Origin of the sequence: Paraburkholderia sp. Ac-20347 (assembly GCF_017104805.1) — a bacterium.
GTDB lineage: Bacteria > Pseudomonadota > Gammaproteobacteria > Burkholderiales > Burkholderiaceae > Paraburkholderia > Paraburkholderia tropica.
In genome coordinates this window covers 1-16,913 of record NZ_JAAGPN010000178.1, presented here as the reverse complement: position 1 = coordinate 16,913, position 16,913 = coordinate 1, and the positions used below count along the sequence as shown (strand labels likewise).

General features: G+C 66.0%; 16 protein-coding genes and 1 riboswitch. Of the genes, 12 read left to right on the top strand and 4 right to left on the bottom strand.

The window, feature by feature from the left end:
- The 6 genes from G3N97_RS26910 to G3N97_RS26885 form a co-directional block, all read left to right on the top strand.
- Positions 1 to 1,020 (top strand): ABC transporter substrate-binding protein (locus G3N97_RS26910; protein ID WP_241030848.1); only part of this gene is annotated, 1,020 nt, incomplete at its 5' end.
- A 51-nt stretch (positions 1,021 to 1,071) separates the two neighbouring features.
- On the top strand, positions 1,072 to 1,896 hold the full coding sequence (locus tag G3N97_RS26905; protein WP_205996077.1) for an ABC transporter permease: 825 nt from the start codon (positions 1,072 to 1,074) through the stop codon (positions 1,894 to 1,896).
- A gap of 50 nt (positions 1,897 to 1,946) precedes the next feature.
- A complete protein-coding gene (locus G3N97_RS26900) occupies positions 1,947 to 2,861 on the top strand; it encodes an ABC transporter permease subunit (protein ID WP_205996076.1) in 915 nt (304 codons plus the stop codon).
- Between the two features lie 8 nt (positions 2,862 to 2,869).
- Positions 2,870 to 3,910 (top strand): ABC transporter ATP-binding protein, encoded by a 1,041-nt coding sequence (locus G3N97_RS26895; RefSeq protein WP_205996078.1) that lies wholly within the window; start codon positions 2,870 to 2,872, stop codon positions 3,908 to 3,910.
- 30 nt (positions 3,911 to 3,940) lie between these two features.
- Positions 3,941 to 4,774 carry a phosphodiesterase gene (locus G3N97_RS26890; protein ID WP_205996075.1) on the top strand — a complete coding sequence of 278 codons (834 nt, stop codon included), beginning with the start codon at positions 3,941 to 3,943 and terminating at the stop codon, positions 4,772 to 4,774.
- Positions 4,775 to 4,937: 163 nt separating this feature from the next.
- Complete coding sequence (locus tag G3N97_RS26885; protein WP_205996074.1) at positions 4,938 to 6,149, top strand: MFS transporter; 1,212 nt, start codon at positions 4,938 to 4,940, stop codon at positions 6,147 to 6,149.
- A 31-nt stretch (positions 6,150 to 6,180) separates the two neighbouring features.
- Here the strand turns inward: G3N97_RS26885 and G3N97_RS26880 are convergent, their stop codons facing one another.
- Together G3N97_RS26880 and G3N97_RS26875 are read right to left on the bottom strand one after the other, a co-directional pair.
- Positions 6,181 to 6,723, bottom strand: a complete 543-nt coding sequence (locus G3N97_RS26880; protein ID WP_205996073.1) for a ferritin-like domain-containing protein — start codon at positions 6,721 to 6,723, stop codon at positions 6,181 to 6,183.
- Positions 6,724 to 6,793: 70 nt separating this feature from the next.
- Entirely contained in the window at positions 6,794 to 6,955 is a 162-nt protein-coding gene (locus G3N97_RS26875) for a DUF1328 family protein (protein WP_205996072.1), read from the bottom strand.
- 209 nt (positions 6,956 to 7,164) lie between these two features.
- Here G3N97_RS26875 and G3N97_RS26870 point away from each other — a divergent pair, with 209 nt between their 5' ends.
- Complete coding sequence (locus tag G3N97_RS26870; RefSeq protein ID WP_074984383.1) at positions 7,165 to 7,302, top strand: entericidin A/B family lipoprotein; 138 nt, start codon at positions 7,165 to 7,167, stop codon at positions 7,300 to 7,302.
- A 145-nt stretch (positions 7,303 to 7,447) separates the two neighbouring features.
- Here G3N97_RS26870 and G3N97_RS26865 read toward each other — a convergent pair whose 3' ends face one another.
- The gene (locus G3N97_RS26865; RefSeq protein WP_205996071.1) at positions 7,448 to 8,332 is read right to left on the bottom strand and encodes an EamA family transporter; all 885 of its coding nucleotides are present in this window, start codon (positions 8,330 to 8,332) and stop codon (positions 7,448 to 7,450) included.
- Between the two features lie 817 nt (positions 8,333 to 9,149).
- On the opposite strand from G3N97_RS26865, the gene G3N97_RS26860 reads away from it, so the two are divergent.
- The 5 genes from G3N97_RS26860 to G3N97_RS26840 all read left to right on the top strand — a co-directional run bounded on the left by G3N97_RS26860 (position 9,150) and on the right by G3N97_RS26840 (position 15,037).
- Positions 9,150 to 9,557, top strand: coding sequence for a GreA/GreB family elongation factor (locus G3N97_RS26860; RefSeq protein ID WP_205996070.1), 408 nt, complete (start codon positions 9,150 to 9,152; stop codon positions 9,555 to 9,557).
- 231 nt (positions 9,558 to 9,788) lie between these two features.
- Positions 9,789 to 9,928: riboswitch (TPP riboswitch) on the top strand.
- Between the two features lie 98 nt (positions 9,929 to 10,026).
- The gene (gene thiC, locus G3N97_RS26855) at positions 10,027 to 11,958 is read left to right on the top strand and encodes a phosphomethylpyrimidine synthase ThiC (RefSeq protein ID WP_205996069.1); all 1,932 of its coding nucleotides are present in this window, start codon (positions 10,027 to 10,029) and stop codon (positions 11,956 to 11,958) included.
- A 218-nt stretch (positions 11,959 to 12,176) separates the two neighbouring features.
- Positions 12,177 to 12,398, top strand: a complete 222-nt coding sequence (locus G3N97_RS26850) for a glycine zipper 2TM domain-containing protein (RefSeq protein ID WP_183714244.1) — start codon at positions 12,177 to 12,179, stop codon at positions 12,396 to 12,398.
- A gap of 359 nt (positions 12,399 to 12,757) precedes the next feature.
- Positions 12,758 to 13,147, top strand: a complete 390-nt coding sequence (locus G3N97_RS26845; protein ID WP_205996068.1) for a hypothetical protein — start codon at positions 12,758 to 12,760, stop codon at positions 13,145 to 13,147.
- A gap of 288 nt (positions 13,148 to 13,435) precedes the next feature.
- Positions 13,436 to 15,037 (top strand): L-lactate permease, encoded by a 1,602-nt coding sequence (locus G3N97_RS26840; protein ID WP_205996067.1) that lies wholly within the window; start codon positions 13,436 to 13,438, stop codon positions 15,035 to 15,037.
- Positions 15,038 to 15,153: 116 nt separating this feature from the next.
- Here the strand turns inward: G3N97_RS26840 and bamC are convergent, their stop codons facing one another.
- Positions 15,154 to 16,383, bottom strand: a complete 1,230-nt coding sequence (bamC, locus tag G3N97_RS26835) for an outer membrane protein assembly factor BamC (RefSeq protein ID WP_205996066.1) — start codon at positions 16,381 to 16,383, stop codon at positions 15,154 to 15,156.
- Positions 16,384 to 16,913: the final 530 nt, after the last annotated feature.

Sequence of the window (16,913 nt, the reverse complement as noted above, 5' to 3'; positions counted from 1 at the left end):
GCCGCCAGGCCCGGCCTCGGCCTCGCGCTCTCGCTCTCGCTCGCGGCGGCGGGCCTCGCCGCGCCGACGCTCGCGCACGCCGACGCCACCGCGATCTGCTACAACTGCCCGCCCGAATGGGCCGACTGGGCCAGCCAGATCCAGGCGATCCAGCGCAAGACCGGCATCCGCGTGCCGTTCGACAACAAGAACTCGGGCCAGTCGATCGCGCAGTTGATGGCCGAGCAGAAGAGCCCCGTCGCCGACGTGGTGTATCTCGGCGTGTCGTCCGCGTTCCAGGCGAAGGACAAAGGCGTGATCGCGCCGTACAAGCCCGCGCACTGGGACGACATTCCGGCCAACCTGAAAGACCCGCAAGGCTACTGGTTCGCGATCCACTCGGGCACGCTCGGCTTCTTCGTCAACAAGGACGCGCTCGACGGCAAGCCGGTGCCGCGCTCGTGGGCCGACCTGCTCAAGCCCGAATACAAAGGCATGATCGGCTATCTCGATCCGTCGAGCGCCTTTGTCGGCTACGCGGGCGCCGTCGCCGTGAATCTCGCGCTCGGCGGCACGCTCGACAACTTCCAGCCCGCCATCGAGTGGTTCAGCAAGCTCAAGGCGAACCAGCCGATCGTGCCGAAGCAGACTGCCTACGCGCGCGTGCTGTCGGGCGAGATTCCGATCCTGCTCGACTACGACTTCGACGCCTATCGCGCGAAGTACAAGGATCACGCCAATGTGGAGTTCGTGATTCCGAAGGAAGGCACGATCTCCGTGCCCTATGTGATGAGCCTCGTGAAGAACGCGCCGCACGCCGACAACGGCAAGAAAGTGCTGGATTTCGTGCTCTCCGACGAAGGCCAGAAGCTCTGGGCCAACGCGTATCTGCGTCCCGTGCGCGCCAACGCGCTGACGCCGGAAGCGGCCGCGAAGTTCCTGCCCGCGAGCGATTACGCGCGCGCCAAACCGGTCGATTTCGCGAAGATGGCCGCGCAGCAGCAGAGCTTCGGCGAGCGCTATCTGCAAGTCATGCACTGAGCGCGCGCTGACTTCGCCACGCCCGCCACGTTCGCCCACTTTCGTTTTGCCATGCACGATCTCACGTTTCCTCTGCGCTGGCGCGTGGCGCTCATCGCGCCCGCGCTCGCGATCTTTCTCGCGTTCTGGCTGCTGCCGATGGTGGCGCTCGTCCAGGTCAGCGCCGACGGCCATCTGTTCGCCACCTACACCGCGCTGCTCAGCAACGGCCGCTACATGAGCGCGCTGCTCGCGACGGTGCTGCTCTCCGCCGCCGTCACGGCCGCGACGCTCGCGATCTCGACGATCTGCGGTCTCCTGCTCGCCCGCCGCCGTTTCGCGGGCCGGCGCGCGTTGGTCGCGCTGCTCACGTTCCCGCTCGCGTTTCCGGGCGTGGTGGTCGGCTTCATGGTCATCATGCTCGCGGGACGCCAGGGCCTGATCGGCGCGCTCGCGCTGCGCTTCACCGGCGAGCGCTGGGTGTTCGCCTATTCGATGGCCGGCCTGTTCGCGGGCTATTTGTACTTCTCGATTCCGCGCGTGATCGTCACGGTGATGGCGGTCGCGGGCCAGCTCGACGCCTCGCTCGAAGAAGCGGCGCGCTCGCTCGGCGCGTCGCCGTGGCGCGTCATGCGCGACGTGATCCTGCCCGCGCTCGCGCCCGGCCTGATCGCGGCGGGCGCGGTGTGCTTCGCCACCGCGATGGGCGCCTTCGGCACCGCCTTCACGCTCGCCACCGACATCGACGTGCTGCCGATGACCATCTACACCGAGTTCACGCTCAACGCGAACATGGTGACGGCCGCCGGTCTGTCGATCGTGCTCGGCGCGGTGACGTGGGCCGTGCTCACGCTCGCGCGCAGCCTGACGGGCGCGTCGGTGGCGGCAACGGCGTGAGCCGCGCCACCCTCGACACCGCCGCATCCTCGACGTCATCCGAACGAAGCATGAATACGATCGCCACGTCCTCTTCCTCTTCGCCCTCCCTGCCGCCCGTCGCGCGCCGCAAACGCCTCGTCTGGCCCGGCGCACGCGCGTGGCTCGCCGCCGCGCAATGGGCCGTCACGCTCGCCACCTGCGCCTTCCTCGTGGTGCCGGTCGTGATGTCGATTCTCGCGGGCCTCACCGTCAACTATTTTCGCGGCGTGGCGAGCGGCCTCACGCTGCGCTGGCTCGACCAGGTCTGGACGCAGTATCACGACTCCGTGTTTCTCTCGCTCGAAGTCGCGGCCGCCACGCTCGCCGTCACGCTCGTCGCGGGCGTGCCCGCCGGTTATGCGCTCGCGCGCAGCCGCACGCGTCTCTCGCGCGTGATCGAAGAGTTGCTCGTGATGCCCGTCGCGCTGCCCGGCCTCGCCTCGGCGCTCGCGCTGCTGGTGGTCTACGGCGGCTTCTCCGCGTTTCGCATGAGCGCGGCCTTCATCGTGGTCGGGCACGTGGTGTTCACGCTGCCGTTCATGGTGCGGCCGGTGGCGGCCGTGTGCGCCTCCGGCGATCTGCGCACGCTCGAAGAAGGCGCGGCGAGCCTCGGCGCGAACTTCGTGCAGCGCTTCATGACGATCGTGCTGCCGAACGCGCGGCCCGGCATCGTGGCGGGCGCGCTCGCGGTGCTCACGCTCTCGATCGGCGAATTCAACCTGACGTGGATGCTGCACACGCCCGACACCAAGACGCTGCCCGTCGGTCTCGCCGATACCTACGCGTCGCTGCGCATCGAAGTCGGCAGCGCGTACACGATCCTGTTTTTCATCATGACGATGCCGCTGCTGGTGGCGATGCAGTGGCTCGGCGTGGACGCGACCGGCGGCCAGACGAAGCGCGCCGCCGCCGCGCAAGCCGCTCATACTGAGGAAGCCGAATGAAGCCCGCAATGAAACTCGACTCGATGCCGATCACGCTCACGCAGTGCGCGAAAACGTTTCGCGGCACGCGCGTGCTGGAGCCGCTCGACCTGAGCATCGGCGCGGGCGAGACGCTCGTGCTGCTCGGCCCGTCGGGTTGCGGCAAGACCACGACGCTGCGTCTGATCGCAGGCCTCGAGACGCCCGACGCGGGCGGCCGCGTGGCGTTCGGCGACGACGACGTCACGGCCCTGCCCATCGAGCGCCGCAAGGTCGGCATGGTGTTCCAGAACTACGCGCTGTTTCCGAACCTCAATGTGCGCGGCAATATCGGCTACGGTCTGAAGATTCAGCGCATGAGCAGCGCGGACGCGCGCGAACGCGTCGACGCACTGCTCGCAATGATGCGTCTCGAAGCGCACGCCGACAAACCCATTTCGCAGCTGTCCGGCGGCCAGCGCCAGCGTGTCGCGCTGGCGCGTGCGCTCGCGCCGCGCCCGCGCGTGCTGCTGCTCGACGAACCGCTGACCGCGCTCGACGCGCGTCTGCGCGACACGCTGCGCGGCGAAATGAACACGCTGCTGCGCGAGCTGGGCGTGACGACCGTCTATGTCACGCACGACCAGGCCGAAGCGATGGAACTCGGCGACCGCATCGTCGTGATGAGCCATGGCCGCATCGAGCAGATCGGCACGCCGCGCGACATCTATTACCGACCCGCGAGCCGCGCGGTGGCGCAGTTCATCGGCACGCTCAACCGTCTCGCGGGCGAGTGGCGCGACGGCATGCTCTGCACGACAGGCGGCGCGGTCCGCGCGCCGGGCAACAGCCGCGGCGGCGCGAACGAACTCTTTTTCCGCCCCGAAGACGCCACGCTCGCCGATCCCGCCGCCGCCGCGCTGCGCGGCACGATCGAGCAAGCGACGTTTCTTGGCGAACGCACGCGCCTGACGATCGGCGGCGCCGCGCCCGATGCGCTGTTCATCGACGTGGCGGGCCGCATCGAACTCGCGCGCGGCACGCCCGTGGGCATCGCCATCGCACCCGAAGCGCTGATCGCGCTCGCGTAACTTCGCGTAACTTTTACAATCGAGGTCAACATGCTGCTCGCCCAGATCAGCGATCTGCACATCAAGCCGCCGGGCGCGCTCGCGTACCGGCGCGTCGATACCGCCGCGCAACTCGCGCGCACGATTGCGCGGCTCAACGCGCTCGCGCCGCGTCCCGACGCGGTGCTCATCACCGGCGATCTCGTCGATTGCGGCAGCGCCGACGAGTATCGGCATCTGAAATCGCTGCTCGACACGCTGGAAATTCCTTACTGGCTGCTGATCGGCAATCACGACGGACGCGAAGGCTTGCGCGAGGTATTCGGCGAACGCGCCGAACTGCAGGCGCGCGCACCCGGCGATTTCGTGCAATACGTCGTCGATCTCGGTCCGCTGCGCGTGATCGCGCTCGACTCGATGCAGCCGGGCCGCAGCGGCGGCACGCTCTGCGAGGCGCGGCTGGGCTGGCTCGCGCAGCAGCTCGACGCGGCGCGCGGGCGTCCGGTGATCGTCGCGCTCCATCATCCGCCGTTCGATTGCGGCATCGCGCATATGGATGCGATCCGTCTCGACGAGCCCGCCGCGCGCGCGCTCGAAGCGCTGATCGCGCAGCATCCGAACGTGGAGCGCGTGCTCTGCGGTCACGTGCACCGGCCGATGTTCGTGCGCTTCGGCGGCACCATCGCGAGCGCGGTGCCCGCGCCCGCGCATCAGGTCACGCTCGATCTCGCGCCCGATGCGCCCTCCTCGTTCACGCTCGAACCGCCCGCGTTCGCGCTGCATCGCTACGACGCCGCGCGCGGCATCGTCACGCATCACGCTTATGTGGACGCCTCGGACGGCCCGTATCCGTTCCACGAACCGTCGGGCGAGCTGATCGCCTGAGCGGTGTCCGACCGCCGTCAGGCTCGCGCGCGAAGGCATCCGGCGCGGCGGAGCGGCGCCAGCAGAAACCCCCGCGCTCCGGTATGATCGGCACGCCCGGCCCCGCGCCGGGCTGCCCTTTACGTATCGGGCCGTTCCGCCGCGAACGGCCGCCCCAGCGCCCATGTCCACACCCGAATCCGCTTCCGCCGGCGAAAGCCGGTCGTTGCGCGGCCTCCTGCTTTTGCTCGCGACCATCGCGGGCATTTCGGTCGCGAACATCTATTACAACCAGCCGCTGCTCGACGACTTCCGCCAGGCCTTTCCGGGCGGCGCGGCGTGGATCGGCGCGGTGCCCGCCGCGACGCAGCTCGGCTACGCCGCCGGCATGCTGCTGCTCGCGCCGCTCGGCGACCGCTTCGACCGCCGCCGCATCATCCTGATGCAGACCGCGCTGCTCTGCTGCGCGCTGCTCGTCGCCACGACCGCGCCCACGCTGCCCGTGCTGATCGGCGCGAGCCTCGCCATGGGCGTGCTCTCGACCATCGCCCAGCAAGCCGTGCCGTTCGCCGCCGAACTCGCGCCGCCCGAAGGACGCGGCCACGCCGTCGGCACCGTCATGAGCGGTCTGCTGATCGGCATTCTGCTCGCGCGGACCGCCGCCGGTTTCGTCGGTCAGTATTTCGGCTGGCGTTCGGTGTTCGGCGCGTCGATCGTGGTGTTGCTCTGCCTCGCCGTCGTCATCATCAAGAAACTGCCGAAGAGCCGGCCGACGTCGACGCTGAGCTACGGCAAGCTGCTCGGTTCGATGTGGCATCTGGCGGTGGAATTGCGCGGACTGCGCGAAGCGTCGGCGACGGGCGCGTGCCTGTTCGCCGCGTTCAGCCTGTTCTGGCCCGTGCTGACGCTGCTGCTCGCGGGCGAGCCGTTCCATCTCGGGCCGCAAGTCGCGGGGCTGTTCGGTATTGTCGGCGCTGCGGGCGCGCTGGCCGCGCCGTGGGCCGGACGCTCGGCGGACAAACGCGGACCGCGTGCGGTCATCACAATGTCGATCGCGCTGATGGCGCTCGCGTTCGTGATCTTCGCGTTCTCGGGCAAGAGCCTGATTGGTCTGGTGATCGGCGTCGTGGTGCTCGACGTCGGCGTGCAGGCCGCGCAGATTTCGAATCAGTCGCGCATCTACGCACTGCGGCCCGAGGCGCGCAGCCGCGTGAACACCGTGTTCATGGTCTGCTATTTCATCGGCGGCGCGACCGGCTCGGCCGTGGGCGCCGCGACGTGGCATGCGTTCGGCTGGGTCGGCGTGTGCGTGGCGGGGCTCGGCTTCACGGCGCTGGCCGCGTGGGTGCATTTCGCCACGCGCCCGCGCGTGAACGCGAGCGCGCAGACTTCCTGAGCGTCACAGCAATTCACCGCCGCCGACACGCCTATTTGCCCGAATCGAGCAGATCGGTCATGTCGTCGGCATGCTCTTCCTCGACGGCGAGAATCTCCTCGAAAATGCGCCGCGTGGTGGTATCGCTGTCGCCGAGGTAATGAATGATCGCGCGATAGCTCTCGATCGCAATGCGCTCGGCGATCAGATTCTCGCGAATCATGTCGTGCAGATCCTTGCCCTCCTTGTACTCGGAATGCGAATGCTCGACGAGGTGCGAGGGCGAAAAATCCGGCTCGCCGCCGAGCTGCACGATGCGCGCGGCGAGCATGTCCGCGTGCTGCTCTTCCTCGGTCGCGTGCTCGAGAAACTCGGCCGCCACCGACTCCGATTCGATCCCCTTCGCCATGAAGTAGTGCCGCTTGTAACGCAGCACGCAAACAAGCTCGGTGGCGAGCGAATCGTTGAGCAGCTTGAGCACGGTTTCGCGGTCCGCGCCGTAGCCCGGCGTGACCGGGCCTTGCTCCAGATTGCGTCGCGCATCCTCGCGCACGCGTTTCAGATCGATCTCAAACGAAGCGTGTGACTTCGACATCTGACTCTCCTTCGAACGGTTGGCAGGCTGACTGGATTCGCGCGCGGTCGCTGACGTGGACTACCGACCGCTAACCGCGCAGCACGCCGAGCAGCAGCGTGACGACGAACACGACGAGGAAGATGTAAAACAGGATCTTGGCGATTTCCGCCGCGCCCGCCGCGATGCCGGTGAAGCCGAACACCGCGGCAATGAGCGCGATCACGAAAAACACGATGGCGTAATGAAGCATGGCGTCGTTCTCCCGTTTTTTCCCCTGGATGTGGCTGATGTGGCAATTCGCTATGCGCAAGCAGCGGTCCCGAGCACGCGGACGATCGGACGGAAAAATCGCGAATAGCCCTTGAAACAAGGGCTCGAAGCAGAATCGGGAGGGAGAAAAGCGACGTCGGGCACGCCGCGTGCTGGAGGAGGATTCCCTTAATCGTGGAGGAATCCCTCATGAAACGCCTGATTGCCTTGCTTCTCGTTGCCGCGTCGGCTGCGGCACTGGCCGCCTGCAACACCGTGGCGGGCGCTGGCCAGGATATTTCTTCAGGTGGTCACGCCATTTCGAACACCGCCGAGCAGGCGAAGTAAGCGGCGGGCCGCGATGAAAAACGGTTGCGCTACGCGCGCCGTTTTTCATCCTTCGCGGCGAATCGAAGAAGAAAAATCAACGCCTGGTCCAACACCTGGCAGTCCGGACAGCAACGCGGACGATCTGCCTGAATCGTAGATTGAATCAGTTTGTCCGGCGCCGGTCGTCGAAGAAAAACGAGAGTCCGACGCTGCCGAGAATCAGCACCGTCGCGACGATCGTCCCCGTGGTGATCGGCTCGCCCAGCATCACCGCGCCCAGCGCCACCGCCACCACCGGATTCACGTACATGCAGCTGCTCGCCACGAGCGGACTCGTCTGGCGAATCAGATAGCCATACGCGACATACGCGGCCATCGTGCCGATCAGCATCAGATAAACGAAAGCGACGAACGGCAGGAAGTGCAGCGTGCCCATGCGCTCGCCGGTGATCCACGCGACCAGCGTCGAGATCGCGCCGCCGAGGCCGATCTGCAAAGCCGTGGCGATGAAGAGATCGGACGGCAATTCGAGCCGCCCCGCCAGATGCGCGCCGACCGCCCAGAACAGCGCGCCGCCGAGAATCGCGAGCGACCCGCCCGCCGTACCGCTCGCGCCGCCGCCGTGACTCAGAATGGCGATGCCGACGAGACCGAGCGCGACCGCCGCCCACTCGCCTTTCGCGACGCGCCGGCCAGCCGCCGCGGCGATCAGCGTGGCGAACAGCGGAACGGTCGCGACCATCACGGCCGCCGTGCCGGTGCCGACCGTGCGCATGCCGTACGCAAGCATGCCGCTCGACATGCCGACCAGCAGCGTGCCGACGACGCCCGCGTTGCGCACCTGCGCGAGCGTCGGCATGACGGGGCGTCGCCGCATCGCGAATACGAACAGACCGATGCCCGCCAGCAGGTTACGCAGGCCCGAGAGCAACAGCGGCGGAAACGAGCCGAGCGCGACGTGCACGCCGAGATAGGTCGAGCCCCAGACGAAGTAGACGACCGCGAGCGACAGCGCGACGCGACCGCTGCGCGTCTGCGGCAGGCGCATGGCGCGCGCACTGCGCCAGCACCAGGCGCCCGCCCGTATCAACGCTTGAAGGAGCCCGAGAAGAAGTCCTTGTGCGAGCGACAAAGCAGTCTGGCCGGAAGGCAAACGGGGCAGCATCGTCAATGCTCCGTGGCGGCGCTGAAAGGGAAACGGACGAAGCACGGGCTTCCCGCCGGACGTGGGACGGGACGAGCAAAGCGCGACGGCATGATGGAGGCGGAGAGCGGAGCGAAAGTGCGAGAGAGCGTGCCGATGAGGGCGAAGCTGAACGCGCCCGAAACACGATTGAAAGTTCGAACGGGCGCCACGCATTATGCAACAAGGTGCTTCATTGCGGACGCCGCGCAGCGCCTTTATGCGTGGGTGCGCTGCGTGCGCGCAACGGTGTCCCGATCCGGGCGAAACGGGGCGTCGATCCGGCCGCCCTCGCCCCCGATTTTCGAGACCGTGCTAGGATGACACATCCTTTCGATTTACTTTCAGACGATTTTTCGTCCACTTTTTTGCTTCGTCGATACTGATGCGCCAATCGCCTCCGATCCTCGCCGTCTGCCCGCCGCCGCGCCCGTTGCGCGGCGCGCTCGTGCGCGCGTGGGCGGCGCATTCGGCAGAGCGACCCTCGGCCCGCTCACTGGCTCGACGACGCCCGCGCCAATCCGGCCAACCCGGTCAACCCACCGGCTACCACGCCCCGCAAGCCGCCGCCCGGCGCCCGCGCTGAACCGCCCTCCGTTTCCGGAGCCGTTCGGCCAGGCTCCGGGCCGACCGATCCTTCACCTGATCCCTTTCACTTTTCCGGATTGCCGGGAGAACCGCCATGTCCAAGAAAATCCGTTACCTGACCGAACTCGATCTCGCCCGCCTCGAAAAATGCGCCGCCGAACCTGGCGCGGCGCCCGCGCGCCAGGCCATGCTCGACGAACTGCTGGAGCGCGCCGAGATCGTCGATGCGCACAAGGTCGCGTCGAACGTCGTCACCATGAACTCGCAGGTCACGCTCGTGAGCGAGCGCTCGGGCGAGCCGGTGACTTTCACGGTCGTCTATCCGGCGGGCGCGAATGTCGAAGCCGGACGCCTGAACGTGTTCTCGCCGGCGGGTCTCGCGCTGCTCGGCGCGAAGCGCGGCGACACCGTGCGCTTCACGCCGCCGAGCGGCGCCGTCGAAACGCTCAAGATCGATCGCATCCTGTTTCAGCCCGAAGCCGCCGACAATTTTTCGCTGTAACCGCGCGCGGCTTTCGCTCTAATCGCGCGCGACTTTCGCCCGAAGCACGCGCGACTTTTCGCCGTGGCTTCGCGGTTTTTCCGCCACTCGTGCGCCATTTTTTCTCCCCCGCAAACGACGCGAAATTCGCGCGCATCGCTATATGAGCGCGCGCGCGAAACGCTTCGCGTCTGCCCCATGTCGCGCGATTTCGCGCTTGCCAGATCGTCGCAGCGCGGTGTATCGTTTGGCCTGCTTACGCGGGGGTCCTGCGTTATGCGCCGCTTCGAACCATTCATACGAATGCTCCGGCTGCGTATTTCGCGGGTGAGAAATACCCTTTGAACCTGATCTGGATAATGCCAGCGCAGGGAAGCGTCCGGACTTCGCAGCACCATCGCCTTCATCCATCAAAGCGAAGTCCGTCCACGTTCCGTCTCGTCTCCTGCTAAGCCGTTGTTCCCCCACTGCTTCATGGAGAGAGAGACGCATGAACGCGAATCCCAAGTTCATTTCCGCCAACGCGCACGTCGACGAAGCCGCGATCGCGCCGCTGCCCAATTCCCGCAAGATCTACGTCACCGGCTCGCAGCCCGACATCCGCGTGCCGATGCGCGAGATCACGCAAGCCGATACGCCCACGGGCTTCGGCGGCGAGAAGAATCCGCCGGTCTACGTCTACGACACCTCGGGTCCGTACACCGATCCCGAAGCGAAGATCGACATTCGCGCGGGCCTGCCCGCACTGCGCCAGACGTGGATCGAAAAGCGCGACGACACCGAGGCGCTGCCGGGCCTCTCCTCCGACTACGGCCGCGAGCGCGCCGCCGATCCGGCCACGGCCGAACTGCGTTTCCCGGGCCTGCACCGCACGCCGCGCCGCGCCAAGGCCGGCAAGAACGTCACGCAGATGCACTACGCGCGTCAGGGCATCATCACGCCCGAAATGGAGTACATCGCGATCCGCGAAAACCAGCGTCGCGCCGAGTACCTCGAAAGCCTCAAGTCGAGCGGCCCGAACGGCGCGAAGCTCGCCGCGATGATGGGCCGCCAGCATCCGGGCCAGGCGTTCGGTGCTGCGGCGTTCGGCGCCGACGCGCTCAAGGAAATCACGCCTGAATTCGTGCGCGACGAGATCGCACGCGGCCGCGCGATCATCCCCGCGAACATCAACCACCCGGAAAGCGAACCGATGATCATCGGCCGCAACTTCCTCGTGAAGATCAACGCGAACATCGGCAACTCGGCGGTCACGTCGTCGATCGGCGAGGAAGTCGACAAGATGACGTGGGCGATCCGCTGGGGCGGCGACACGGTCATGGATCTGTCGACCGGCAAGCATATTCACGAAACGCGCGAGTGGATCATCCGCAATTCGCCGGTGCCGATCGGCACGGTGCCGATCTATCAGGCGCTCGAAAAGGTCAACGGCAAGGCTGAAGACCTCACGTGGGAAATGTTCCGCGACACGCTGATCGAGCAGGCCGAACAAGGCGTCGACTACTTCACGATTCACGCGGGCGTGCGTCTGCAATACGTGCCGCTCACGGCCAACCGCATGACGGGCATCGTCTCGCGCGGCGGTTCGATCATGGCCAAGTGGTGCCTCGCGCACCATAAGGAATCCTTCATTTATGAGCATTTCGAAGAGATCTGCGAAATCATGAAGGAATACGACGTGAGCTTCTCGCTCGGCGACGGCCTGCGTCCCGGCTCGATCTACGACGCCAACGACGAAGCGCAACTCGGCGAACTGAAGACGCTCGGCGAACTCACGCAGATCGCGTGGAAGCACGACGTGCAGGTGATGATCGAAGGCCCGGGCCACGTGCCGATGCAGCTCATCAAGGAGAACATGGATCTCCAGCTCGACTGGTGCAAGGAAGCGCCCTTCTATACGCTCGGGCCGCTGACCACCGACATCGCGCCGGGCTACGATCACATCACCTCGGGCATCGGCGCGGCGATGATCGGCTGGTTCGGCACGGCGATGCTCTGCTACGTCACGCCGAAGGAACACCTCGGCCTGCCGAACAAGGACGACGTGAAGGAAGGCATCATCACGTACAAGCTCGCGGCGCATGCGGCCGATCTCGCGAAGGGTCATCCGGGCGCGCAGGTGCGCGACAACGCGCTCTCGAAGGCGCGTTTCGAGTTCCGCTGGGAAGACCAGTTCAACCTCGGTCTCGACCCGGACAAGGCGCGTGAATTCCACGACGAAACGCTGCCGAAGGACTCGGCCAAGGTCGCGCATTTCTGCTCGATGTGCGGCCCGCACTTCTGCTCGATGAAGATCACGCAGGACGTGCGCGACTTCGCGGCGAAGCAAGGCATGAGCGACGACGAGGCCCTGAAAAAAGGCATGGAAGTGAAGGCCGTCGAGTTCGTCAAGCAAGGCGCGGAGATTTATCAGCGCCAGTAAGAGCGAAGCGCTTTTTCGCTGCGCTGCACGATGAAAAATCGTCACGACGATCGTCGCGCGGCGCGCCGATACATTTTTTAACGACTCCGACAACTCGCTGACAAGCGCACACACCCTGATACGCGGCGCGTGGCTAGGATGGGTGTACTGGAGGTGCGAATCGGGCCTGCGCCAGGCGGCGAGATCCGCATCGCGTATCCGATTTCAAGGAGTCGACCATGAACGCGCTCGTCCGTCCCCGCACACTACTCACGGCCGCCACGCTGGTCGCCGTACTCGGCAGTCTCACTGCTTGCGACAACATGTCCCGACGCGATCGCGACACCGCCATCGGTGCGGGTGTCGGTGGCGCCGCGGGCGCGGTGATCGGCGGCAGCGCGCTGTCGACGGTGGGCGGCGCGGCGGTGGGCGGCATCATCGGTAATCAGGTCGGCAAATAAGCTGCCTGCGCGAAGCATCACAACAACAACGATAACGTCGACAGGCAGATCGCCGGCCATGCCGGTTTCAGAGAGGATACGCGGCGCATGTTCCCCAGGGACATGCGCCGCGTTTGTTTTTGAGCCGCGCCATCGCGACGATGCAATTGCCCGAAATATGCCGTTACGCGTGTGCAATACAACGCGACGGCAACGCGAGTAAGCTCGATCGACTACGCCGCTATCCGCGCCGCGCCTCGGAGCCCGTCATGCAATACCCGTTTGCGTCTGTGTCGATGCTGTCTTCGTCTCGGTCGTCTTGCCGCGCATCCACGTCTGCGCGATATGCGAAGCGCGCCGCTTCGGCAGGCGCGGCCGTCGTGCTGCTCGCGCTCTCGGGCTGCTATTACTACCCGCCATACGGCTACGCGCCCTATTCTTCCTACTCGCCGTATTACGCCGGCGCGGTGCCCGCCGCCGGCACGCAGCAGGAAACTTCGGTCTATCAAACGCAGCAAGCGGCTCAATCGACCTGGACCGCGCCGCCCAATCCGGCGCCCGCCGCGATTCCCGACGCGCAGTATCCCGGCTCGCTCACGGCCACCCCGCCGGTCGTCGTCGCCGCGCCCATGTGGCCGGTCTGGCCGGCGTATTACCCGGCTTATCCGGCCTGGCCCGCCTACTATCCGTATCCCGCGTGGGGCTGGGGCGCGCCGTCGATCTCGTTCGGCTTCGGCTACTGGGGCGGCGGCGGACGCTGGCATCGCTGATCGCGCAGCCACGCGCACGCATTCGAATCGCTGACCATCCCGCGCGCGGCCCGGAGCCACTCGCGCGCCCGCGCACGACCGTACTTTCCCTCCTTGACGCTCCGCGCCCATTTTCTATCCTGCTTATGGGCACCGGGGATTGAAGCACTGCCTTACTAAATTCGCCCTCCTTCGCGACGACGCACGCGCCCGCACGGCCGCGCGCCGTCCGCCCGCCGACGCCATGCCCGGCACACCTTTGCGCCCACGCATCGATGCGCCGATACGAACCAGCACAAAGGAGACGTCATGTTTCATCAGCTGTTGACACCCATCGGCAACTCGCTGCTGTTGTCGTTCATCGTGGCCGTGTTGCCGATCGTCGTGGTGCTCGTCCTGCTCGGCTGGGCGCGCCGACCCGCGTGGCAGGCTTCGCTCGCGGGCCTCGTCGTCGGGCTGATCGTGGCCATCGCCGGCTGGCAGTTCCCGGTCAATCTCGCGGTGAGCGCGGTGCTCAACGGCGTGGTGTTCGCGCTGTGGCCGGTCATGTGGATCGTGGTCACGGCCATCCTGCTCTACAACATCGCGCTGCGCTCGGGGCGCTTCGCGGCGTTCCGCATGTGGCTGCTCGACAATCTGCCGAACGACCGCCGCATCGTGCTCGTCGTGGTGGGTTTCTCGTTCGGCGCGCTGTTCGAAGGCATTTCGGGCTTTGGCACGCCGATCGCGATCACGAGTTCGCTGCTCATCATGCTCGGCTTCCCGACACTCGAAGCGCTCACCTTCACGCTGATCTTCAACACCGCGCCGGTGGCGTTCGGTGCGCTCGGCGTGCCGATCACCGTGCTCGGCGCGGTCACGCATCTGCCCGCCGACGTGCTCGGCCAGATGGTCGGCCGCCAGTTGCCGTTCTTCGCCCTGCTGCTGCCGTTCTATGTGATCGCGATCTACGCGGGCGTGGGCGGCATGCTGCGCATCTGGCCGGTGCTGCTGGTCTCGGGCGGCAGCTTCGCGATCACGCAGTTCGTCACCGCGAACTTCATCAACTACAGCCTGACCGACGTGCTGTCGTCGCTCGTTTCGCTGATCCTGACCATCCTGTTTCTGCGCGTCTGGAAACCCGCGCCCGATCCCGCCTTCGAGATCAAGGTCGACCGCGCGAAGGAAGTGCGCGGCGCGGTCTCGGGCGCGCAAGGCTGGTATCCGTGGATCATCGTGGCCGTCGTGGTGATTCTCTGGACCGTGGCGAAAGTGTTCGCGATCGGCGACGTGAAAGTGCCGTGGCCGGGTCTCGACAAGGCCGTCTTCATCACGCTCTACAAGACGCCGTATGGCGCGATCTGGGACTTCCAGCCGCTCGCCACGGGCACCGCGATCCTCGTGGCGGCGATCATCACGGCCTTCGTCGTGCGCCTGAAGCCCGCCGACTTCGGCGGCGCGATCGTCGATACGTGGGTGCAGACGCGCATCGCCATTCTCACGGTGGCGACCATCGTCGGGCTCGCGTTCCTGATGAACTACTCGGGCCTCACCTACACGCTCGGGCTCGGCGTCGCATCGGTGGGCGCGTTCTTCCCGCTGGTCTCCGCGTTCCTCGGCTGGGTCGCCGTGTTCCTCTCGGGCAGCGACACCTCGGGCAACGCGCTGTTCGGCAACCTGCAGGTGGTGGCCGCGCAGCAGCTCAACCTCAATCCCGTGCTGATGGCGGCGACCAACTCGTCGGGCGGCGTGATGGGCAAGATGATCTCGCCGCAGAACATCGCGACGGGCGTCGCGACCACCGAGCTCAAAGGCAAGGAAGGTCACGTCTTCGCGCGCACCTTCAAGCATTCGATCCTGATGACGGTGCTGCTCGGCCTGCTCGTCTGGCTCCAGCAGAACGTCTTTACGTGGATGATTCCGCCGCACTGAGCGCGATCCTCCGCCGCAAAAGAAAAAGCCCGCCTGCTTGACGCAGGCGGGCTTTTTTTCGATCGCGATCCGGACGAAGGCGACGGACTGCGCGCCTTCGTGCGGTTGCGAATCGCTTAGTGCAGCTCTTCGACCATCAGGCCCATGATCTCGCGCGCCGGGCGCGACGAGTCGATCTGGCCTTTGTCGTCGACCACGGCGATGCGGGTCTGGTTCTCCGTCACGGCGCGCACGTTCACCTTGTACTGCTTGGCGATCTTTTCCTTGCGACCATGGAAGATCTGGTTCCAGAAGCCCTGTTCCGCCGACGTCATATCCTGCGGATCGACGTAGCGCACGTAGTAGATGCCCTTCGAGCGGTCGCGGTCGTCCACGGTGAAGTTGGCGCGATCGAGCGCGACACCCACACGCAGCCACGCACGGTCATACGGCTCGCCGAGCGTGAGTTCGCTCGACGTGTACTGACCCGACGTGTTGCCGGTCGGCGTGGACGGCTGGCTCTGACCCACGGCTGCGGCGTTCTGCGCAGCAATGGCGGCGGCCGCCGCGTCCGGCGCCTTCGACTTCGCGTCCTTGGCGTTGGCCTTCGCGTCGACGTCCTTCGCGACCTGCGCGTCGGGCACGCCCGGCTTGGCGTTCGCGAGCGTCATCATCAGGCGCTTCAGGTATTCCTGCTCGAGCGCCGGATCGTTGGGCTTCGGCACCCACTTGCTGGTCTCGTTGTTGGTGCCCGACAGCTGCTCGCTCAGACCCTTCTGGCTGATGAACACATACGTGCCACCCGTCGGCGACGTTTCGAGACGCGTACGGTACTTGTTGCGCTCGGCCGTGACGTACGAGTTGCCCGTGGCCCACGACAGCGTGTTGCGGATCAGACCGTCGTTGATCTTCGGATGGGTTTCGTTCCAGTCCGTTTCCATCACGCCCTTGTCGCGCTGGTCGACGACCAGCAGGAAGCCTTGTTCCTGCCAGAAGCGGCGGACCTGGGCCCAGACGTCGGCGGGCGCGCGGCTGTCGATGACGAGCCAGCTTTCCGTGCCGTCACGCTGGATGTGCATGCCCGGAACCTGCGGCAGCACCTGGGTCTGCTGGTCGGACTGCGGCGCGTCGCTCTGAACCTGCTTGAGCGTGGACAGCGAGGCCTCGCCGCCCTGCGGCGCCACCGAACGCTGGTCGGACGTTTCGTCCAGCAAGTTCGGCGGTACAGCCAGCGACGCCTGCTTCGCCTTGGCGTCGCTGCGGTAATCGATCTTGTTCGGCGACGGCGAACTGCAGCCGGCGACCAACCCGCCCGCCATCAGGAGCGCAAAGGCGCGTGCGGCAAGACGTTGATGAAAATCACTCATGTTCGGGTAATCCCTTCGGCTTAGGCCACGTCCGGTTTCGTGGATCAACCAAACATTTTACCGGCGACTCGGCGTGATGTGCAAAAAGCCGGGGACCGCAGCGCCGCTTGAAACGCTTTCCTGCCGCGCAACGCCCTGTCCGCGCGGCCTTTGCCGGGATTTCGCGTAATCAAATTAACGTTTATCAACATTCGGTAAGCCTTGCCGATTGCGCCCTTTTGCGCGGCTTTTCCTTACAAATCAAGCGACTGCGGGTTCTATCGAGATTCGATCGAGTTTGCGCAGTGCGGTGTCGCGCGTTCGATGGGCTTGCCTGAAAGAGCCCGGTGCTACTTTTCTCAAAAAGAAAAGAAACATCTCGAAAAAAGAATCTAACGGAGAGAAATATGACAACTTGCAGCCTCACCGAGGCGGGCCGCGTCACGTCTGTCGCTCGCGCAGTTACCCGCGCACTTACCTGCGCAGTCGCGTGCCTGGCCGGTCTGCCCGCCGTCGCGCACGCCGCGCTCGGCGACACCGCCCCCGCCGCC